This is a genomic window from Paenibacillus sp. DMB20 (genome assembly GCF_000987955.1).
GTDB lineage: Bacteria > Bacillota > Bacilli > Paenibacillales > Paenibacillaceae > Paenibacillus_AQ.
This window is the reverse complement of sequence record NZ_LAZU01000013.1, coordinates 59,774-80,271: the sequence shown is the minus strand read 5'-3', so window position 1 is coordinate 80,271 and position 20,498 is coordinate 59,774. Positions and strand designations below refer to the sequence as shown.

Here is a 20,498-nt window from a genome sequence, read left to right as displayed (position 1 = left end):
AACCAGGAGGACTTTCATGGCTAACGATTGCAACATCAGCACGTATAATCTGAAAGAGGAGCATGATTTCAAACTGAATTTTCGCTCGTGGTTTCCGATAAGTCCACGCGGCCTCGTCATTTTTATTCATGGCGCAGGAGAAGATTCCAGCCGCTATTTTGACATCGGCGCTGAAAGCGCAAAGAGGCAATTCGCTTTTGTCGCTCCCGACCTTCGGGGGTTCGGGCAATCCGATGGACAGCCCGGTCACATACATCAGTTTCATACTTACTTGGATGACCTGGATCAATTGATAGATTACTTTGAAAAGCAATTTCCCAAAATCCCCATCTATCTTTTTGGTCACAGTTTAGGCGGTCTGATCATCATTCGATATGTTCAGCACTTCACTTTGGCGATCGATAAATTGGCCGGGGTCATATTATCATCCCCTGCATTAGGAATACATACGAGGATTCCCTACGTTTTTCGCAAATGCACTCAGCTTTTATCCAGACTAACTCCAAGCTTTCCGCTTGAATTAATCAGATGGAATGAATCGTTAAAAAAGTTGCGTTGGTTGCAAGCGTATTTGCCGACCTGGACTTCTGATCTTTTGAGCGATCCTTCCACTACGGTGCAGTACACTCCACGTTGGATCACGGAGTTATTGCGTCACGAAGCCCGCGCTTTAACGGAAGCCAATCATTTTCGGGTTCCGACCTTATGCCTTTATGGCCTGAAGGATTCCGTGGCAGATTCGAAACATATAGAGTTCTTTATGGAAACTATTCCTGCTAGCGATAAACATTCCATTTTGTTCGAAGATGTCGGTCACTGCCCTTTGAATGAACATCGAAAGGATGAAGCGGTTGAATACGTTTTTCAATGGCTAGGTTCCCGTCATTGATTCCTCGCGTGGCTGAACACAAAAAAACCATGAGAAGCCTATTCTCATGGTTCGGAATGAATCGAATATGGTCTTATGTCATAGGAACCTGCCGGATGATACGCCCCTCTATTCGTTGAAAAATGTCATCAAGATTAGGACCCGTAATCGTTAAACCATGGTTCTTCAACCCGATAATGGCTCTTGTCGGATCTTCCGATCGATTTACCAGTTCGGATACGGCTTGTGCCAACTCCCACGTCCCGCATGGGTAATTGATTTCTGTGGATGGAATGCCCTCGATCCAAGCATGAACATGGACGATCGCCCCCACTTCCGGATGCTGCATATAAATCATCCAATGTTCGATGGCATCGACGGATACCCGATGAGGTTCTATGTTCGAAGGCACATTAAGCAGCATTGCCGTTCGTTCGGCATTGTAGCCCATGACCAGGAGGATATCCCGCCCAATCGTTCTCATATCCCCCTTGTTTACTCCGCTTGCGCTCATCCAGAATTGCCGTTCGTCTTTGCGTGCGCTCAGATTGCCGTAACTCAATCCGCCGATTCCGTATAATCGCTTTACGTGTCGTAAATCTTGGGGCGACAGGAGTTCCTCCAGAGGAAAAGGGGCCGGCAAAAGGTTCAGGGCATCCAATTTTTTGCCTGCTTCGTGTATCTGGGCCGTTATTTCGTCCCCATCCCATAAATCTGAAGGGAGATCGTGGTGGAACTCATTATTAATGACTAACCGGGAGGATGCTAAGGGATGTAATCTTTCCATCACCTTGCCGAAGAACAATTCATCGTTGTTTTGTTCAAACGGCACAAGATAACATCCTTGTTCGAGCGTAATGAAATACGTGTTACATTGCCCATCCCGAGTATGTATGATATAAATCAACAGATTGGAAAGCGTGCGAATGAGTATGGGGTAAGCTGACCTCAAAATGTCATGGGGAAACTCATAGGTTTCGGCAATCGCTACGGAAAAGGTAGCTTGTGCTTTCCTGCGAAAAGGTTTTAATTGGTTGGTGTCCACGAAATTCAATACAAAACGGATATCATTGACGGGTTCCTCGCGATAATGGTATCCATTATTGATCAACTCTCTTTTCAATCCGGCTGCAAACCACTTCAAAAATGGGCTGTTCACTTCACCTGCAATCGCGAAATTCATTCATGTTCCCCCTTCATAGTTCAAAGACCACTTTCATTGCCTTTGATTTACCTTTGCCGGAAGCAGTCGCAATGCCCTGTCGATATTGATCCAACGGGAATTGGTGGGTTACCAAGGGAGCGAGGTCGATTTTGCCGGAACTCATCAAGTCCAATGCCAGAGCATAAGTACGAGGCCGCTTCTCCCCGAATTTTTCCGTACTGACAGCGAAACTTCCTTGAATTTGCAATTCGTTCAGCCAGATGGGAGTCCAATCGACGCCGCGAGGGAAACTCGCCACTCCCAAGAGCTTTACCTTTCCGCCGCTCTTCGTAAAACGCAACGCATCATCAATGCTTCTGTCCCTGCCCACACACTCGTATGTAATATCTGCCCCTCCCTGTATGACAGGTTTGCCGAAGAGAGGTGTCAATACCTTAGCGCCGAGGAGTTGAGCTAATTGCTCATAACAGTCGGAACCGGATGTCAATTGAAAAATCTCGCTGGCTCCATACTGCCGCGCCATTTTCATCTGAAAAGGATGCTTCGCCAATGCAATGATTCGGTTGGAATAACCAAGGGCACGAAGGGCAGCTACCACGCATATGCCGATAACCCCCGCTCCAATCACGAGTACTGTATCACTCTCGCGCGGCGGATCCCGCATGATCGCATGTAAAGCAGTAGCAAACGGATCGGTCATGATCGCATTTCGATCACTGACTTTAGCGGGCACTTTGAAGATCTGACTCTGGTGAGCGACCAGATACGGGCTCCAGCTTCCCCCTGTATCCCGACAAGCTCCGATGAGCAGTCCAGGTGAGATATGTCCCGAAGCCATGCGTTCGCAGAGACTCAAGTCACCTCGTTGGCACGCCGGACAAGGTTCATGGAATCCCCTGGCCATACATGATAAGATCGGATCCACTATCACTCGTTCCCCTCGTTGAATACCAGACACTCTCTGCCCCACTTCATCGATTACGCCCACCACTTCATGCCCGATCGTGAAGGGAAAGGAAGCAAATGGAGAGGTAGCCGGGCTGTCGTGAAGAAAAATAAGGTTCAGATCGCTGCCGCAAATACCCCCGTATTTTACTTTGACTTTTACCCATTCTTCATCAGGTCGATAACGAGTACATGATAATCGTCCAATATATATGGATGGAATAAGCGACCCTAGCGCTTTACTGAAAACATACTGTGGTATGCTGACATTAAACTGTATCGCTTTCAAAATATCGAGTCCTTTCATCCTGATCTCCCCGTAATATTAGGATGTTTACTCAACATTCAACAAGAATATTACAAAACAAATAGGCTATAAGGGTCTTAGATTCATGGAAGGACCTGTTTCTTAAGATCTTGCATCGCCAATTATATAGTTAAAATAAAGCAGCCCGCAGGGATGTTTTCCCATACGGAGCTGTTTGGGGATGCGTTACAAATAACCGGCCCTGCCATGCGGTCTGGACAATCGCATTATGGTGCTAAAACGAAAAGACTCTGCGTCACTGAAAAGCGAGCGCGAGTCTTTTCGTTTTAAGCGAAATGATTATTAATCAACGAATCGCAAATATGGGAGCTTTTGATCAGTCGATCAACTTTACTATACATTCTCCATCTCCCTTTTTCGGAAGGAAAACCTGCTTAAAAATCCCGAAGGCATGTCATAAACCATATTTGCAGCCGTACAAGCTACGACGTGACGGCTTGCGTTCAACGGATCGGAAAACTTGGATTTTCGCGGCAGTGTCTCTTCTGTAAAACCCTTCTTCGTCAGCGCTTCGTCAAGCTCTTTCTTTGCCGCCTGCTTGGCCTTAAACAGCATCATTTGCACCCTGCTGTATACGTTGATCGCCCCGTCGCCGGTCGTTTCAATCGGGAGAAAGATAGCGTCAGGGTATCTTTCCGTAATCAACGATTGGACTCCATCCGATACGCCGGAAGACGGCATGCATCCGAAAGGCTTGACGGAGACGGTCATGTTGACTTTCCGTTTGACCACGTTCAGAATCAGCTTGCCTACTTCCATATGGCCTTCTCCGCCGCGCAACTGGTTGTTATAATGGTCGTTTGCAACCCGGGCGATTTCCTCCATGTCGGGCAAATGATAGCCCCGAAGACCGATCAATCTGGCATAGGTTTGAAAAATGACCCGAATCCCCCGGTCGGCAAGGGCCAACATGCGTAATCTTAAAACGGGATTCTTCCCTCTCAATCCATGGCGTCCGGAATCCGCCTCCCGCAAGTTCATTCGCTTGCGGGTATCGTAACGCCCAGCCCAGATAAGAAAGAGAATCCAGGCCGTAACCGATTGAACTTCCACCTCGGCCCCTTCATTTTCCAGAAACCGCTGCAGTTGATAGTTGCCGTCTCCCTCCGTCGTCATCGCCCAAAACTCCCCGATAATGCTTACCTTCGGCCTCGCCTTCGTCCGGTCTACCCGCACGGATTTCAATTCCTTGCGGCATCGGATAAGCGCTGGAATCAAACGTTTTCTCTGGCTTAAAGCATCATGCAAAACCTGTTTGCAGCACGTCAAAGCGGCGTCGGTCGAACCTTCCTCCACTTCATAGGGACGAATACGGTAACCGAGCGCATTTAGAATGTCCCCCAACAGAACGGCCTTCAGGAAGCTCATAAAAAAGGAAGTATCCAATTTAAGCGCCGATTCGCCGCCGGTCGCCTGTTTTAAACCGTCCGTCTGTTGAAACAAGAGAACTCGAAATCCGTCAAAACCGGCATCGCGTAGCGCTTTCCGGTACTCCGTGACATATGTGCCGAAACGGCAAGGACCACAGGATCCGCTTGTTACGAACAGGTAATTGCTAATGATTTCTTCCTTTGACTTTCCTTCAACGTCGCGAAGATGGTGCAAGTATTTAATCAAATTGCCTACCGTGAAATATGTCGGATTGCATTGTCCGCGGTTGCCGAACTCCTTGCCGAACCGCAGCGATTCGCTATCGGGGCAATCCATATGCTTCACGCGGTAGCCTAGCCCCGACAAAGCACCTTCCACCAAATAATCATGCGCCATCGTCAATCCGCCGAACAGAATGGTCGTGGATGATTTGTCTTTGGCTAAAAAAACGACGCGGGACCGGATCGAACCATTGATGCTTTGATGCCAAACCGAGCGCCTTCTCCTGTTCTTCCTGAAACAAACGAAGCTCGTCCTCAAGATTCTTTTTCTCCATTACCATAACTCGTTTCACTCCTTATTACCCTTAGATGGTTTTTTTCAACAGCTCGGAACGCTTCTGCTCGATAAGTTGCTGCAATTCCGCCTTTTTCTTGGCCAAATCCTGCAAGCGTTCTTCATGAAGCCCTAGACTGTGGGCATATGTCTTGACGCGTATTTTAATCGAACCGCTAGGTTTGTTTGCATCGATATCGTGCAAAGCCGAATATGGCGTGCCCGCGGTGGAGATAATCGAGTCGATCAATCCGTAGGTGGGGGCATCATGCCCGCACTTAAAGCTGGACAGGTCTAAAACCGCTATATTCGGATGACGCGCGGCAAATTTGGCCGCCCACACCTTCTGCACGCTGTTTGAACTGAAGTTTTCAGGCCAGACGTCGGTCACTTCGAGCGCATATTCCACCCGCCCGCTCTGCAGGTCGCTCTTGAAAAACCGTTGAAGCCATGCTTCGTCTTTGGGGATAGAGCGCATGGATAATACGGGGTAGCCCAGTACCTGAAACTCCTCCAATACGCCATGATTTAAGCCCGGATCGGAGTGATAGGGTCGGCCGATCAACAGAATGGCGAGACGATTGTCTTGTTCTACCTGCTCCAGAATAGAACGGCCCTTCTCCTGCATCTCGGTATCAAACAGCTCCATTGCTTTCCAGCCCTGATCGGCTGCAAAATCGCTCTCGTCCTCCGTAACTAACAAACAGTCCCCTAACGCTTCGAACAGCTGCTTCTTGAGCAGGTTCGGTTCCGTAAAGGTGACCGCCGGATCGAGATAGACAATCCCTTTAGTCTCAAAGAAATTGACTTCTTTCGTAAAGGCGGCTTTGATTACATTGGGTGCGCCGGCAACGATAGGACAGCTGGCCGAATCCATCACGTTATGGAGATGGGTCGGAATGTGCGTGATACAAGGAAAGAAAATGTAATCGAGCGGTTTTTTCTCATGATGTTTAAATAACAAATTGTGAACATGCGCTTGGGCGACCTTTGATGGATAGCAAGGATCGATCGATCCGTATTTACCGCCTTGCTGCCACATTTCCTCGCTCGTGTTGTCGCTGAACACGATGTTTTTCTGGTTGATGCCGAGCGTCTCGAAATAGGTCCGCCAAAATGGCGCTGTTGACCAAATGTTCAGCACCTTCGGAATGCCGATGCGGATACGGCTTCGCAGCTCTGCCGCTTCAGCGGGAGAACGTTTAAAAACCCGCCGGTCCGTCGTTTTTCTTCGTCCTAACCAGCTTCGCCGCAATCGTTCTTCTTGGACTTGGCAATCGGATTCGGGTAGCGGCTCCGGGTCATAAAAACGCTGAAACATCCGGCGTGCTTCGTATTCGACCAGGTTCGGGTAATGTTTCTTTAGCTCCTGTCGCTCCTTGGTCAGTTTTACGACGGCTTCCTGGTCTTCGACGGTTCCCTTCTCGCAGCTGAAGCCGGAGATGTAGCGGGCCGTTTGTCCATCCGGGGTTTGGGAATCGATAAAGGTCCGGCTGCAATGGTTGGGACAGAAATAGCAGCGAGTGGATTCGTCGTTGCGTGACACATAGCTCAGCATGATCGCCGATTCCAATCCCAAAAACGTGGAATATCCGCGTCGTTTCACCACCCGCAGCGTTTCCATCGCTGCCCCGATCGCGCCCGCTTCCCCCGGGTGAGGATGAACGTAAACTTCCGCATCGGGGACCCGCTGTTTAATGTAGTCCACCTGCGCTTTGACGGCGGCCAAATTGTATTGCGTCCCTCCCTGGAGAACGAATTTCCGGCCGAGTTCCGCCATCCGCGGTATTTGTACGACATATTGCCATACGTTTTTCGGCAGCACGAGCGCGAGTCCGGCCAGCAATTCCTCTTTGGAATACCCCTCTTTCTGAAAATTAACCCGATCCGCATCGAGAAATACGGCGCATCCGTATGAATATTTTGGACTGAGGTCTGCCGCGAAGGCGGTATCCGCGTACTCCTGAATCGGTATGCCGAACTGATCCGCCATCGCCTGAAGCAGCATGCCGTTGCCGGCCGAGCATTGATTGGAAAGCCTAAAATCCCGGAAATCACCGTTTTTCAGAAAGAGTACTTTTATGTCCTGACCACCAATATCGCAAATAACGTCGATATCGCCGAATTGGTTAACGGCGCTCATCATATGCGCGACGGTCTCGACAATATTGACGTCGGCCTTTAACGTTTTTTCAAGTACGTCTGCTGCATATCCAGTGGCACCGAAACCGATGATCTCCAATTCGGTCCCCTGCTCTCTCACCTTGTCGCGAATACGTTTCAGCATCTCCCTCGTATCTTCGAGCGGATTGCCCTTGGAAAGCTGATATTCCTTAAGAAGAATCTCTCCGCTTTCGTTGACGAGAACGGCTTTGGACGAGGTGGAGCCTCCATCCAGACCGATCGCCGCCCTCACCTTCTGCCCGGGTGCGAAGACTGCAGGCGTAAAGCGGGGAATGCTGTACGTCCGGCGGAATTGTTCCAGCTCCGTTTCGCTGGCTACCAGTGGCGGACCGGCGTTATCTCCCAGTTTCGCTTTCCGGCCGTGCGCGATAAATTGCTTCAAAGCTTCCAAGCCCTTGTAATTGTCAACGTCGTCCGGTTCATGCATGCCGTACATGACGGCTCCGTAAGCGGCGTAGTACTGGGCATTGTCGGGAACAAAAATCAATTCGTCGATCGGCATGTCTTCGGGATACTCGTATCCCCTGTCCCGCCAGGTTTGAGGAATGCGCAAGCGCCAACATTCCTGTAGAAATGGCAGATATGTATTGGGACCTCCAAGCAACAGTACGCGATGTCGTAGCGTGTTTCCGCGAGTCAGCACAGAAAGGTTCTGCATGACGATCGCGTCCGCCAAGGAACACATGATTTCGGCGGAAGGAATACCGCTCTTCACCAGATTGACAATATCCGTTTCTGCAAAAACGCCGCATTTGGCAGCTACATGGTGCAATTTCGAATCGTTGAAGTGAAGCTTGCCCACATCTTCCATGGGCATTCCCACTTTTATCATGCACTTGTCGATCGTTGCGCCTGTGCCTGATGCACATTTGTCGTTCATGGATGTTAGCGCCTGTTTGTTGCCGGTTTCCTCATTCACCTTGAAAATAATGATTTTGGCATCCTGTCCACCGAGTTCAATGACACTCCCCACGTCCGGATGAAGATGCTCAACAGCCATCGTAACGGCATTCACTTCCTGAACGAACTTTGCTCCGATATGTTCCACGATCGGTCCGCTGCCGGAACCGGTCATAAAGACGCGGATGTTTTCCTGCTTGACGTTGGGAAATTCGTTGCAGATCGTAACCAGAAATTCCAGCACATTCTCCGCCTGCTTAGTATGGTGACGCTGATAATCCGACCACAAAATCTCATGGGTTGCCGGATCCACAACGGTTGCTTTGACGGTCGTCGAACCAACGTCAATGCCGATGATTAAAGCATCTGATCGTTGCCTATTCCTTTCCATCCCTACTCTCCTTTTTCCAAAAAATCTATTACAGTATCTTGTGTAAAGATTTGTCATTCTATACAAAAGTACCCTAATCCTTTGGGCAAGGAGGTTAGACATTAGAAATTGCTGCAAGCAGGAGTACGGTTTTATTGTTTTAGAAACACAATCAAATGTCTGAATTCAAATAACCCCCATCTTGGCCTGTTGCTAAGATGGGAGTTATCGTATCGAGTAATATATTATACATACCGATTTATCCCTTGGGCTTAATGAACAAAGCCGCCAAAAATGAAAAGATAATGGCTGCTGAGATGCCCGCACTAGTGACTTCGAATATGCCTGTTATAATGCCGATCCAGCCGCTCGTTTTTATTTCCTCCAAGGCACCGTGCACTAGGGAATTGCCGAAGCTTGTAATCGGGACGGAAGCGCCGGCTCCGGCAAATTCGATGAATGGATCGTAAAGACCCAATCCGTCCCCGACAGCCCCAAGAACGACAAGTAATGTCATGGTATGCGCTGGAGTCAGTTTGAAAACGTCGAAGCATATTTGACCGAATACGCAAATAGCACCGCCAATCACGAACGCCCATAGAAAAATCATATTTTCCCCACCTCGTTTTCGATCGAAACAGCATGTGCGATACAGGGAATGCTTTCTCCTTGCTGGTAAGAAATCGGTGAAAGCAGCGCTCCGGTTGCCACAACCAGAATCCGGTTTAGTTCATTGTTGCGCAATCGTTTCAGCAGGTGGCCATACGTGACGACCGCCGAGCATCCGCAACCGCTAGCTCCAGCCTGTACCATCTGTTTTTCGTAATCGTAAATCATCATTCCGCAATCTTTATATTCCGTTTGATGCATTGGCACTTTATGTTTCTCAAATAAGTCACATGCGATTTCATATCCCACTTTAGACAGGTCGCCTGTCACAATCAGATCGTAATGCCCGGGCTCGATCCGAAAATCACGGAAATGGGCTTGGATCGTGTCTACTGCCGCAGGAGCCATCGCGGCTCCCATATTGAATGGATCCGTAATGCCCATATCGATGACCCGGCCAATCGTTGCGGAAGTAACATAAGGTCCTTTACCTGTCTGCGAAACAACGCTAGCTCCTGCTCCGGTTACAGAAAACTGTGCAGTTGGTGGCTTTTGGGAGCCGTATTCGGTCGGATACCGAAATTGTTTTTCCGCTGTCGCGTTATGGCTGCATGCACTGGACAATGCATACTGGGCTGAACGCGAATTGACAAGATTGGCGGCTAGTGCCAAGCTTTCCATTGAAGTTGAGCATGCCCCAAATATGCCGATGTAAGGAATCGTTAGCGTTCTTGCAGCAAAGCTGGAACTAATAATTTGATTCATCAAATCGCCGCCGAGAAAGAAATTGATTTGCTCTTGCGTTAATCCCGCATTCTCAATGGCGAGCTTGGCCGCTTCTTCCAACAAGGTTCGTTCCGCTTTTTCCCAACTATCTTGTCCCAAGTACAAATCCCCGTGAATGATATCGAAATCTTCGGCTAACGGCCCTTGTCCTTCGAACGGACCGACGACGGTCGCGGTGCCGAGTATGGATGGGCGGTTTTCGAAAATCCAGCTTTGATGACCTTTCAGCATATTTAAGATCCCCCCACAGCGCCGGGATTAAAAATCAAATGCAGGACTCCGATTAAAAAAAGCCGCCACTACACCGAATACAATGACAGGACCGGAAAGCTTAAACATTTTTCCTCCAACCCCAAGAACCATTCCTTCGCTTCGATGTTCAATTGCTGCGGAAGCCATCGTATTGGCGAACCCTGTAACGGGTACGGCAGAACCGGCTCCTGCCCACTGCGCGATTTTGTCGTATACGCCCATGCAAGTAAGAATAACTGAGATTAAAATCATTACGGCAACAGTTGGGTCACTGGCCTCTTTCTCGCTAAATCCGGCCCAATGAACGAACATTTCCTGTATAGCCTGTCCAATTAAACAGATCGTGCCGCCGGAAATAAAAGCCCGTATGCAGTTTTGAAAAATCGGTCTGGCTGGCTCTCTTTTCTTAGCAAGTTCTTGATATTCCTGCTGTACCGGAGTCAGCTCTTTATTTTTATCATTTGACATAATATCTCAACTACCCCCTTATGGGATTCATTTCAATTGTGCAAGGACGGCTTTACTTCAGAAATAACGGATTGCAGTTGTTTTGCGCACTGCTCGTACATTTCTTTAGCCTCTTTGTTTTTTGTCGACAAGCCGAACAGCTCTAGATCTGCTTCGCATTTTTTCAAAGTAGCATATACTGTCGCCTTGACTTGAGGCTCCGGAACTTTAATCTGATCGTCAAACAAGTCGACATAAAATTGCCCGTAAGAATCCACTTGACCAAGATATACATTCTCGACGGCAATTCCTAACTTTTCCAGTTCGGTATTTAACCATTCCCTGTTTAATCCGATTGTTGCCAGAGGTTCATCCATGATCTTGCCATCCATGATTACGGTTTGCGGTTCTTGTTCAGCTCCGACTTTAATGCCAAGATGATTTGGCGCCAACGGTTGATTTTCTCTAGTGAGCAACACATTGATATCGCCGCTTGGCTCCATTACCGCAAATTCAACATCCGCCACTTTAAAGACATTTCTGCTTCTGAGTTGCTCGATCAATTCGTCGGTACTGAGACGTTCTTTCTTCAGATTATCTTCTAATACTTTACCGTCTTTAATGAGCACCGTAGCTCTGCCGTCTATAAAGTCCCTGGCCTTTTTGCTTTTCATCTGTAAAAATTCAATGCCGACAGATACCGCAACCCAAACCCCCAAAGAAATTATTCCAAGATACCAATTTGCTTCCAAATCCAACGAAATGTACGCTGCTAAGCTGCCGATTGTAATTCCTGTAATGTACTCGAAGAACGAAAGCTGGGAAATTTGCCTTTTTCCCAACAATTTCGTCATCAAGAAAAGGACGGCTATGGCCAATAATGTACGAAAGGCAATTCCTAACCATTCCGGCACAGTTTGATCCTCCTCCAGTCAACATTATTTCTGAACAAATTAAATTATTTGTCCAAAAGACGGACATCAAACTTATAATTGTTTTCCGTAAAAGGAAAACGTTTTTCTGGGCTATTGATAAAGTAAATTTTGTATGTTCATATAATTTTTCCCTTGAATGTCGTTGGGAAAATTGAGTTACATTATTATGGCCGTAAATGTAGTGAATATGGGTAAAGCTAATTTATTCCTTGAATGTTTACCCGGTAACTGAGTTATATTACTTTTTGTTACATAAAATCAAAGGTGGTGAATAGGTGCCTTTATCTCCACGAATGTATCATTGGTTTGTTCGTCCGAAGTGGTTCACACAAAAATATATATCCATGAACATATAAAAAAACCATTTCCATTTGGAAAACTAAAGAAAAATCGCATTCCAGCCCAAAATGATTCAATTGACTATATTTTCATTTTAGCCGTTCTTCATCATATCGATGACGAGCAAATCAGGGGGTATCTGCTTGAATTCGAAAGGATCTTGAAACCGGGCGGAAAAGTGATTGTCATGGAGCCGTATCTATGTGATCGAAGGAAATGGAATAACCGATTCATGAATTGGTATGATGATGGAGAATATATACGAAACGAGAAGAGTTATTTGGACTTGTTTCAATCTGCTCAATATGAGTGCCAAGTATTGAAGAAGTTTACAAAATGCTTTCTTTATAATGAAATCTTTTTTTCCGCTACAAAAAAAGGAACTGCATTTGATCATTTTACGCATGAAACTATAGCTAACTCCTTGAAAGGAGGTGATATCGGTGACAGTTGCGTCCCAAGTTAAAACTTGCCTCGCTTCTTTGAAAAGCGCGCAAGCGAGCCTTGAACAATTTGCATTATCAACTCAAAATCAAGAAGCTAAAACGCTTTTTACAAATGCAGCGCAGCAAACGGACCAAATCGTTCAGCAAGTGCAAGGCCGCGTTCAACAATTGGAAAACGAAGAGCCCCAATATAAAGGCTTTTAATGAATTCGCCCCTGATACGTTTTCAGCCGATTTCCCATCTTACGGATTGGGGAAATCGGCTTGATCCAATTCATCAAGAGGTGGTGAGCATATATGCAATGGATGACGTCCATTCTCGGGAGAATGAATAATCGTAAAACGATCATTTCTTTATTAGCTTTAGGAGTTGGTGCTGCTGCCCTTGGTATCACCCGAAGACGTAGATTAAACTGGAGATAATTAGTTGATCTTTGAATAAAATCAAAGGTAGGCATTTTCTTTATTTTGATTTTCACCGCAGAGATGACATTTATAAAGGGAAACAAATAAGCAGCCGAATACCGGCTGCTTCAATTTATCCTCTGGATTCATTCATCTGCCAACTTCAGAACCCAGTCTTTAATATCGATTATTCGTAGAGTCTTCGGCCGGCTATTCGTTCCGGATACGATTAATGGAACGAGGGAATCCAATTCATGCAACGAACCGTGGGCGCCCCCGCCGACGTGGGTCGGGGAACTTTCGCCAATGATTTCATGACCAGGTTGTACCGTAACGGCAACATATCTTCCCTCATGAGAATGCATAGCTCCGTATAATCTCGCAAGTACGTCAGGATACTTTCCATACTTGATCCGATTGCTCGTAATCGTAATATCCGCAAGTTCGGGGGCGCCTGATAACGACCACGATTGACCATATTCATCCACATATTTTCCGCCAGGACAATAAGAAAAAACTTTATCGCTTTTCCCTTTAGTAACATTAATATTTTTTCCATCTCTTATAGCGATGATATCGAGCTTTTCCTCTTTTTTCAAAAGCTTCACAATGTCGGATAATTTAATTTTTGAATCTAATGCATACACATAGGCCATTCGTTCATTTGCGGATATCACGATTTGATCCTCGGTCCCTATGGGTTGATTTATTTTTGCTATGCGGTAACGGTTCAACAATTGCCGTAAATCAACAATGGATCTTTCGCGATCATCGTATACATAGCTTTGTCCACTGTCTCCCATGACGATCCATACCGCTTTCTTCAATGCTTGCTCCCATGAACCGTAAGCGTTAAGCACCTCCTGAAGCGCTTGATCGGCTTTTTCGATACCTTCCAACTCTGTAGGGCCTTTTCTATGGAGGGTGTTATCATTTTCCGGAAAATAAGCAATGGTTACGTTCGGAAGCTTATTTTGTTTAATAAGATATGCGAGCTCTTGGGCGGAAAAATCGTTATTCATGCCGAATTTTTTCCAAACTCGAGTATTCCGGTCGTTTTTTTGGGTCTTGCTGCGCAAGCGCCGCATACGATAACCATTTTGGTCCCGTTACGTTGACGTGTTCAGGCAACCGCGTACTGTAAGCTATCCATCGCGGCACATTTAAGGTATGTTTCGTATTCCCTCTAAAAACGATGGCATTGACCGATGCGGAAACTTTTCCTTTCTCGGCTAATTCTTCATGTATCGTTTTCGTTTTTTTGTTCAATTGAACTTGATTCAACTGATAAACCGCATCCATTAATACTTGAAGTTGATCAATTTTAAGCGATTCCTTGGCACCGTTGCCATAGTAAATCATGCGGTTTTCTTTATCGCTATACCAAACAAGTCCAGGCACATGATGCTGGTCTGCATACGTCCCTGTTAATAATGAGCTGTCAATCGTTACGGACATCGCGGGAAAAGAACTCACGACTTTCTCAAAATATTGCCCGTTATTGAGCAAATGCTTTAATGCGGGTGCACGGCCGGCTTGAATCGCTTTATGGAGGGACTTGTCCATTAAAGAATCAATCATGATCAATACGACAGGTTTGGCAGATTGATTTGACGTGATATTTGGCTTGGTCTTCATTTGAGTTGTCCGTTCGCCGGTTTCCGTCCTACTGCAACCAGCACTAACAAGCAAACTTAGACATAAAACGAGAATAGTGGCATTTTTAATTCTCTGAAACATCGGATTCCCCTCCTTTGAATGCTAATTTGGCGGGAAGTGACACAGAGCCTGAACATGCCCTTTCCCTATTTCATGAAGATGGAGCGGGTATCGTAACGCCAGCCCGAATGAGAATCCAGGCCGTAACCGATTGAACTTCTACCTCGGCCCCTTCATTTTCCAGAAACCGCTGCAGTTGATCGATGCCGTCTCCCTCCGTCGTCATCGCCCAAAACTCCCCGATAATGCTTACCTTCGGCCTCGCCTTCGTCCGGTCTACCTTAACAGGATGCATTTACGAAATGCTTCTTATACTTTGATTGTTATAAAAACATGGTTTTAAATAAAACCATAACCCTGCCTCCTAGTCATCTTATAATAGATAATTATATATCCCCCCTAAAAAAGGAATTTATTCTTTATATTAGGCATCAGAATCCATTGATGGTTTGGTTTTGGTATTTAGACAGCGGGAAATAACAAATCGGCCTCCCCTTCGTTAAAGGAGAAAGCCGATTTTAGTTTAAAGAATCTATACTTGTTCGCGAAAAGACGACGTGCATGAAGAGTTGTACGCCTTTTTGATCAAGCTCTGGTAAATTAATCTGGACAAGTCGAATTGATCCTGCCTTCCTCGCTAAAGCAAGGCCATGTTCCCGGCATTCGCCTATCTGCTTCTCTTGAATACACTGTAAGGAGATTAAACGTGGAGGGTGAAATGAAACATGGATCTTCGTTACCGTGAAGCTATCCTCTTTACTTCAAATTATGGGGGAGTTTCCTACGACATTTGGCTTTATCAGCCTTTAACGGGTCACATTTTTAAGCTGACCCAAAATCTGGGCGAGGAGTTTTCGATTCCTTATTGGTCACCGGATACGAGATACTTTTCCTTCATCGGAAAAAACAATATCGTTTACGTGATGAGTTTAGCCCGTAGGGAAATGGCGCAAATCGATCAAATTGAACCCTATACTTTGCTTAGTTGGTCGCCGGATAGCCAATACTTGAGTTATGTGAAAAACGGACGCATTGTGATTTACAACATTGTCTCCCATGCCAGCAGTACGATTATTCAAGAAGGAGCCGCCGATGTCCAATGGTTTCCTTCAGGAACGGCTCTTCTCTTTGCCACGCCGGATGAAGCCGGAAACGTTCAGCTGTACGCAATCAACCGGGATGGCACGAACAAACGGCAATTGACTCAAAATACGCAAGGACCGCTCCACAATGTCAGGTTATCACCCGACGGACAGTTTGCCCTATACACATCGCCAGGAGTCAGCATATCCTTGATAACCACAGTGAACCTGGCAACCGGTGAAAGCTACTCTATTGAAGGCGGACCGCAGGCTAAAAATTATTTCCCCGAATGGTCACCGGACTCCTCGCTTATCGCTTACAGCGCTACCGATTTGGTGGAGAATCGATATATTTCTTTAATCCAGACCGACAGCAGGGTTGGAGGACAACAAAAAACATTGGCGTCCTCAACTTGCTTCGCCACCCCCGTGAGTTGGTCGCCGGACGGAAATCGAATCGCTTACTTATCGGGATGCACTACTCAAGAGCAAGCAGATCAAATTTGGATCGTTGATGCAAGAAACCCTGTTCACCCGATGAAAGCCATTGAAGCAGGACGGATCACAGCACTGAAATGGTCACCGCGAACACATGATGTTCATCCTTATGCCTTATACCTCAATCCCGATTACAAAGTATCCTTCTATTATCCGGCAAGCTGGCAAAAAGTCACCGAGGAACGCTTCGAAGGAAGCGACGGTTTTTTTCAAATATCCGCGATCTCCTCTGAGGAGGGAATTCATGAAGTATGCAGGTCGGAAGCGTTCCACATATTAAAACCCTATGGATCCAATCCACGAATCGTTCCTGCCATAGTGCAATCCCAAGAGGCCTGTTTGATATTTCCTTCTGAAGACCAGCCCGTTGAAATGAGAAATCAGGCGGCACTCATTGTCAGATATCCATATCCCATTGTGATTCAAGGCAACTTGTACCCATATTTCATCTTATGGGCCGACCAAAACCACTTAATCCCACTGGGACGGACCCTCTCATTTATTCATTAGTCATTCGCTGCAGCATTCCCTTGGATGGGGATTGAACCTGGGAACGGGCTTTAATTCGAGGCCAAGGGAGATGAATCCCTGGTCTCGCGGCTGCCCCCGAGTTTAAAGACAAAGATGCCGCCGAGGATGACAAGTACGCCAAGCAGCTGGTTAAAGGTAAAAGGAACCTTTTCCAGCCCTAACCAACCAAGCGAGTCCCACAGCAAAGCAAAGCCCAACTGAGATGTCATCACGATGGAAATGGCGTATGTTGGACCAAGCAGCCTTGTCCCTTTCACGAGGCAGATCACGACGCCAACGCCGATCAAACCGCTAAACCAGTACCATGACTCCATTTTTTGCAGACGAAATGTATTTAAGCCTTCAGTCATAAGACTGATAGCCAATGAAGCGGCGAATCCCAGACCTAAAACCAATGTGGTTGTGGCCCAAGAACCGGCTCGCTCATTGACCTTGGCATTGAAAATATTTTGCAAACTGACCAAAGAACCCGCGATCACCGCCAAGAATAAGCCCAGCAGCATAGCAATCACCCTCTTTTTGTTTATGATGATGGAGAAAATAGTCCCTTTCCCTCTCTCTTCCCGCCTATTCGTAAATATTGCGGCCCGCGATATCGCTTAAGCCCTCTCTGTCCTTAATAAGAATGGATCTTTTGCGCCGTTCAATCAGACCGTCCTCGCAAAATTTCTGGATGACCCTGTTCAGATGCCTGTAGCTGGTCCCAATGAGATTCGCCGTATCCGTCAAGCTGATAGCCGCATATTCCCCTTCAAAAGAATCGGATGTTTCAAAGGAAACCGAAAGCAGGTAGCTTGCCAGCCTTACTTCCACGGGGTGCATCAGGTTGAAGCTTAAGGTATTGGATTTGATGTAGAACTTTTTCGTAATGATGTCCAATAAAAAAACGCAGCAAAGGGGAATGATCGGCACCGTGTTTTCTTAACCATTGATGATGAACGCCAATCATATCGACCGGCGATACGGCTTCAACCGTATTGATCATCTCGATTCCTTGAATATATTCAACGTCTCCTATCACCTCGATCGGCGTTTTAAAGGAGAGGATCAACGCTTTGCCTTCAGCCGTGGTGGTATGGATTTTTATTTTCCCTTTAACCAACACGTACAGCACCTCGAAAGGCTCTCCCTGCCTGCAGATAAGTTCTCCCGGATTGAAGCGGTAAAGTGTCAAGTAAGGCTTTAATTGTTCATTAAATGCCGATTCGATATGATGTTCTTTCAAATAGGCACTCAATTGTTCATGAACGCTATTTTTTTTCATTCCTTTATTCGCCTCCAGCCGGATAACCTGCATCTGCTTCATGGATTTCTCAAATTTTCAATATCACCACGCCGGCGATCATCATTCCGATGCCGATGAATTGCGGCAGGCTCATCTTTTTCTTCGTCACGCCGAACCATCCTTTAATATCGATGATAAAAGTCAGGCACAACTGGGCAATCAGCAAAACGGATATGGTCAAGGTAACGCCTACCTTTTGAATGGCCGACACCTCGCTGAAAATAATGATAGCTCCCAAGGCACCGCCCGTGAGATAGACAGGATTCACTTGCTTAAAAGCTCGGGGGTCGCCGTCCCTGACGAACAACAGAATCATCAAGGCCAGGATAAAACCGGTTAACTGGGTCACCGTTGCCGCTTGCCAGGTTCCAATATCTTGGCTTATCCGTGCATTGGCTACGCCTTGCAACGTTATGCATGCCCCGGCGATCAACGCAAAAAAAGATTCCTTTCATATGCTTAGACTCCTCAATGATTAGGTTTGCTCTATTATTAAAAGACAGATCAAGGCGTTTGAAAAAGGACATCTGTCCTAAACCGCAAAAAAATAATACGGTGATTATCTTATAATTGCAATGCCGGCAAAAATAAAAAAGCCCGGCAGGCAGGCTCTATAAAAAGACTAGTTAGTTTTAATTTGATTCCTGTACGAGAATAAATCGTCATCAAGAACTCCGTTTAACTTCCGAGGCTTTCTGCTCCTGCAGCATAAATATAGAAAAAGTGCTTCCGCATCCCGACTTCGAGCTGACCTTGATGTATCCATCCTGCCGCGAGATAATTTCACGAGCCAAATATAAACCGATGCCAACGCCCTCCGTATCTCGGCTGTTCCTGCCGCGATAGAAGCGGCCAAAAACCAGTGGGATCTCCGCCTCGACAAGTCCAGTACCGGTATCCTCGATATCCACTCGGGCATACAGTTCATAAGGTTCCATGCGAATATGGATCTGACCTCCGCTGGATGTGTACTTAACAGCGTTATCAAGCAGGTTAAAGACGGCTTCAGCTGTCCAGCGAGAGTCATGCGGAAGCATAAGCACTTGAGTTTCAGGTTCAAAATGGATGGTAATCCCCTTCTGAACCGCCTTCTCATGCACCTGCTTCACCGCGGTCAGTATTGTATTGTTTAAATTTTGCGGAGCTATATGCAACTGTATAATCCCGCTCTCCAGGCGTGACATCTTGATCATGCTTTCCATCAGCCAGCTTAGTTTGTCCAGCTGACTCTGGAGATGAACCGAAAATTCTTTGCGCTGCAACTCATCCAGGTCCTCATCCTGCAAAAAGGTACAATACACGTTCAAATTTGCAAGCGGTGTCTTTATCTGATGCGAAATATCCGATATGAGTGACTTCATCTCATCCCGCTCGGATTCCAACTTCTCCTGATGAACCCGCATGAGCCGGGTCAGCTTAAGCACCTGGGACTGCAGCTTGGATAACAGTTTATCATCCAACACGGAGATGAATTCCTCTTCCCTTAAATCACTTATGGCGGCTATCATATCAGACAATTGTACGATAAGGTCTCGCATATAACGACGCATCATTCCGATGGCCACTGCAAACAGCAGCGTGATCATCGCTGTGAAGCCTATACACAGCCAAGCGATCGCAGGCTGTTGAAGCTTTACCCATAGGTATACGGTAAATCCCGTACATATGGCAAGCAGGATGAAATAAAGAAGTGCAAACCTATTTCTCAGATGCTGCATTCTCTCTTTCTTCACCATGCTTCCTCCCCCCATGTATAACCAATGCCGAATACGGTTCGGACATAACATGGATGCTTCGGATCTTCCTCAATCTTTTGACGCAGACGTCGGATGTTAACGCTCAAAGCGTTAGGTTCCACAAAATTGCCGTCAATGTCCCATAATTTCTCGACGATCATCTCCCGAGTCAATACCTGGCCCTTGCAGCGTGTCAGCAGTTCCATCAGCTTGTATTCCGTCGCCGTTAAGTGAACAGGCTTGCCTGACTTGGTCACGGTCATTTTGTCGTAATCGATCATTAAGGCACCGCTAGTGAATCGATTCGTGGGGGCATCATCCTTCTTCATACGTCGCAGTACGGCTTGAATGCGCTGCTTTAACACCTCGATGGAGAACGGTTTTGCCATGTAATCATCACAGCCCGTTTGGAAACCCAGTATCATATCCTGCTCCGTATCGTTCGCGGTCAGCATAATAATCGGCACCTCCGAGCCGGACCTTATCAACGAGCAGAGTTCTATGCCGCTGCCGTCAGGCAGATTAACATCCAGCAGAATGAGGCCGATGGTAGGGTATTGTCGATAGAGTTTCATTCCCTCGCTATAAGTAAAGGCACTGATCGTCTCGTAGCCTGCTTTTTTCAGAGCAAATGTTATTCCCTGATTCAATAATCGATCGTCCTCAACGATGAGTAGTTGTATCATGCCTATCCTCCCGCTAAATCTCCCTTATACGCATTATAACGCAACAACCGGACACA

Annotated in this window: 17 protein-coding genes and 3 pseudogenes; 4 read left to right on the top strand and 16 right to left on the bottom strand. The window is 46.7% G+C overall.

What is annotated here, in order from left to right:
- Window positions 1–16: 16 nt before the first annotated feature.
- On the top strand, window positions 17–889 hold the full coding sequence (locus tag XI25_RS04845; RefSeq protein ID WP_046677604.1) for an alpha/beta hydrolase: 873 nt from the start codon (window positions 17–19) through the stop codon (window positions 887–889).
- Window positions 890–962: 73 nt separating this feature from the next.
- Here XI25_RS04845 and XI25_RS04840 read toward each other — a convergent pair whose 3' ends face one another.
- The 9 genes and pseudogenes from XI25_RS04840 to XI25_RS04805 form a co-directional block, all read right to left on the bottom strand.
- The gene (locus XI25_RS04840) at window positions 963–2,051 is read right to left on the bottom strand and encodes a class II aldolase/adducin family protein (protein WP_046677603.1); all 1,089 of its coding nucleotides are present in this window, start codon (window positions 2,049–2,051) and stop codon (window positions 963–965) included.
- 13 nt (window positions 2,052–2,064) lie between these two features.
- On the bottom strand, window positions 2,065–3,267 hold the full coding sequence (locus XI25_RS04835) for a zinc-dependent alcohol dehydrogenase (protein WP_046677630.1): 1,203 nt from the start codon (window positions 3,265–3,267) through the stop codon (window positions 2,065–2,067).
- 372 nt (window positions 3,268–3,639) lie between these two features.
- Window positions 3,640–5,073, bottom strand: coding sequence for a 2-hydroxyglutaryl-CoA dehydratase (locus XI25_RS04830; protein WP_046677602.1), 1,434 nt, complete (start codon window positions 5,071–5,073; stop codon window positions 3,640–3,642).
- Window positions 5,063–5,239: a hypothetical protein gene (locus tag XI25_RS34125; protein WP_235439661.1), complete on the bottom strand. Its 177-nt coding sequence runs from the start codon at window positions 5,237–5,239 to the stop codon at window positions 5,063–5,065. The genes XI25_RS04830 and XI25_RS34125 overlap by 11 nt, the downstream gene beginning before the upstream one ends.
- Window positions 5,240–5,263: 24 nt before the next feature.
- Window positions 5,264–8,707: a BadF/BadG/BcrA/BcrD ATPase family protein gene (locus XI25_RS04825; RefSeq protein WP_046677601.1), complete on the bottom strand. Its 3,444-nt coding sequence runs from the start codon at window positions 8,705–8,707 to the stop codon at window positions 5,264–5,266.
- Window positions 8,708–8,945: 238 nt separating this feature from the next.
- Window positions 8,946–9,296 (bottom strand): stage V sporulation protein AE, encoded by a 351-nt coding sequence (spoVAE, locus tag XI25_RS04820; RefSeq protein ID WP_046677600.1) that lies wholly within the window; start codon window positions 9,294–9,296, stop codon window positions 8,946–8,948.
- Window positions 9,293–10,312, bottom strand: coding sequence for a stage V sporulation protein AD (gene spoVAD / locus XI25_RS04815; protein WP_046677599.1), 1,020 nt, complete (start codon window positions 10,310–10,312; stop codon window positions 9,293–9,295). The genes spoVAE and spoVAD overlap by 4 nt, the downstream gene beginning before the upstream one ends.
- Window positions 10,313–10,314: 2 nt before the next feature.
- Window positions 10,315–10,801 (bottom strand): annotated as a pseudogene (spoVAC, locus tag XI25_RS04810) (stage V sporulation protein AC).
- A 32-nt stretch (window positions 10,802–10,833) separates the two neighbouring features.
- Window positions 10,834–11,694, bottom strand: coding sequence for a DUF421 domain-containing protein (locus XI25_RS04805; RefSeq protein ID WP_046677598.1), 861 nt, complete (start codon window positions 11,692–11,694; stop codon window positions 10,834–10,836).
- Between the two features lie 340 nt (window positions 11,695–12,034).
- On the opposite strand from XI25_RS04805, the gene XI25_RS36705 reads away from it, so the two are divergent.
- Together XI25_RS36705 and XI25_RS04795 are read left to right on the top strand one after the other, a co-directional pair.
- Window positions 12,035–12,520 carry a class I SAM-dependent methyltransferase gene (locus tag XI25_RS36705; RefSeq protein WP_160308878.1) on the top strand — a complete coding sequence of 162 codons (486 nt, stop codon included), beginning with the start codon at window positions 12,035–12,037 and terminating at the stop codon, window positions 12,518–12,520.
- On the top strand, window positions 12,498–12,704 hold the full coding sequence (locus XI25_RS04795) for a DUF1657 domain-containing protein (RefSeq protein WP_046677597.1): 207 nt from the start codon (window positions 12,498–12,500) through the stop codon (window positions 12,702–12,704). The genes XI25_RS36705 and XI25_RS04795 overlap by 23 nt, the downstream gene beginning before the upstream one ends.
- Window positions 12,705–13,051: 347 nt before the next feature.
- Here the strand turns inward: XI25_RS04795 and XI25_RS36700 are convergent.
- Together XI25_RS36700 and XI25_RS04780 are read right to left on the bottom strand one after the other, a co-directional pair.
- Window positions 13,052–14,645, bottom strand: a pseudogene (locus XI25_RS36700) (alkaline phosphatase family protein).
- A 70-nt stretch (window positions 14,646–14,715) separates the two neighbouring features.
- Window positions 14,716–14,919, bottom strand: a complete 204-nt coding sequence (locus XI25_RS04780; RefSeq protein WP_046677595.1) for a hypothetical protein — start codon at window positions 14,917–14,919, stop codon at window positions 14,716–14,718.
- A 649-nt stretch (window positions 14,920–15,568) separates the two neighbouring features.
- Here XI25_RS04780 and XI25_RS04775 point away from each other — a divergent pair.
- Window positions 15,569–16,714: a TolB family protein gene (locus tag XI25_RS04775; protein ID WP_235439658.1), complete on the top strand. Its 1,146-nt coding sequence runs from the start codon at window positions 15,569–15,571 to the stop codon at window positions 16,712–16,714.
- Between the two features lie 50 nt (window positions 16,715–16,764).
- Here XI25_RS04775 and XI25_RS04770 read toward each other — a convergent pair whose 3' ends face one another.
- The 5 genes and pseudogenes from XI25_RS04770 to XI25_RS04750 form a co-directional block, all read right to left on the bottom strand.
- Window positions 16,765–17,238 (bottom strand): DMT family transporter, encoded by a 474-nt coding sequence (locus tag XI25_RS04770; RefSeq protein WP_046677593.1) that lies wholly within the window; start codon window positions 17,236–17,238, stop codon window positions 16,765–16,767.
- A gap of 64 nt (window positions 17,239–17,302) precedes the next feature.
- A pseudogene (locus tag XI25_RS04765) lies at window positions 17,303–17,999 on the bottom strand (Crp/Fnr family transcriptional regulator).
- Window positions 18,000–18,048: 49 nt separating this feature from the next.
- A complete protein-coding gene (locus tag XI25_RS04760) occupies window positions 18,049–18,453 on the bottom strand; it encodes a DMT family transporter (RefSeq protein ID WP_046677592.1) in 405 nt (134 codons plus the stop codon).
- 232 nt (window positions 18,454–18,685) lie between these two features.
- The gene (locus XI25_RS04755) at window positions 18,686–19,756 is read right to left on the bottom strand and encodes a sensor histidine kinase (protein WP_200901387.1); all 1,071 of its coding nucleotides are present in this window, start codon (window positions 19,754–19,756) and stop codon (window positions 18,686–18,688) included.
- Window positions 19,750–20,442, bottom strand: coding sequence for a response regulator transcription factor (locus tag XI25_RS04750; RefSeq protein ID WP_046677591.1), 693 nt, complete (start codon window positions 20,440–20,442; stop codon window positions 19,750–19,752). Before XI25_RS04750 ends, XI25_RS04755 begins: the two co-directional genes overlap by 7 nt.
- Window positions 20,443–20,498 lie beyond the last annotated feature (56 nt).

Bases quoted from the DNA above. Each gene is read 5' to 3' on its own strand.
- XI25_RS04840 (WP_046677603.1), bottom strand. From the start codon at position 2,051: ATGAATTTCGCGATTGCAGGTGAAGTGAACAGCCCATTTTTGAAGTGG.
- XI25_RS04845 (WP_046677604.1), top strand. From the start codon at position 17: ATGGCTAACGATTGCAACATCAGCACGTATAATCTGAAAGAGGAGCAT.
- XI25_RS04770 (WP_046677593.1), bottom strand. From the start codon at position 17,238: ATGCTGCTGGGCTTATTCTTGGCGGTGATCGCGGGTTCTTTGGTCAGT.
- spoVAE (WP_046677600.1), bottom strand. From the start codon at position 9,296: ATGATTTTTCTATGGGCGTTCGTGATTGGCGGTGCTATTTGCGTATTC.
- XI25_RS04775 (WP_235439658.1), top strand. From the start codon at position 15,569: ATGGCGCAAATCGATCAAATTGAACCCTATACTTTGCTTAGTTGGTCG.
- XI25_RS04825 (WP_046677601.1), bottom strand. From the start codon at position 8,707: ATGGAAAGGAATAGGCAACGATCAGATGCTTTAATCATCGGCATTGAC.
- XI25_RS04830 (WP_046677602.1), bottom strand. From the start codon at position 5,073: ATGGCGCATGATTATTTGGTGGAAGGTGCTTTGTCGGGGCTAGGCTAC.
- XI25_RS04750 (WP_046677591.1), bottom strand. From the start codon at position 20,442: ATGATACAACTACTCATCGTTGAGGACGATCGATTATTGAATCAGGGA.
- XI25_RS04755 (WP_200901387.1), bottom strand. From the start codon at position 19,756: ATGGTGAAGAAAGAGAGAATGCAGCATCTGAGAAATAGGTTTGCACTT.
- spoVAD (WP_046677599.1), bottom strand. From the start codon at position 10,312: ATGCTGAAAGGTCATCAAAGCTGGATTTTCGAAAACCGCCCATCCATA.
- XI25_RS34125 (WP_235439661.1), bottom strand. From the start codon at position 5,239: ATGGTAATGGAGAAAAAGAATCTTGAGGACGAGCTTCGTTTGTTTCAG.
- XI25_RS04780 (WP_046677595.1), bottom strand. From the start codon at position 14,919: ATGCATCCTGTTAAGGTAGACCGGACGAAGGCGAGGCCGAAGGTAAGC.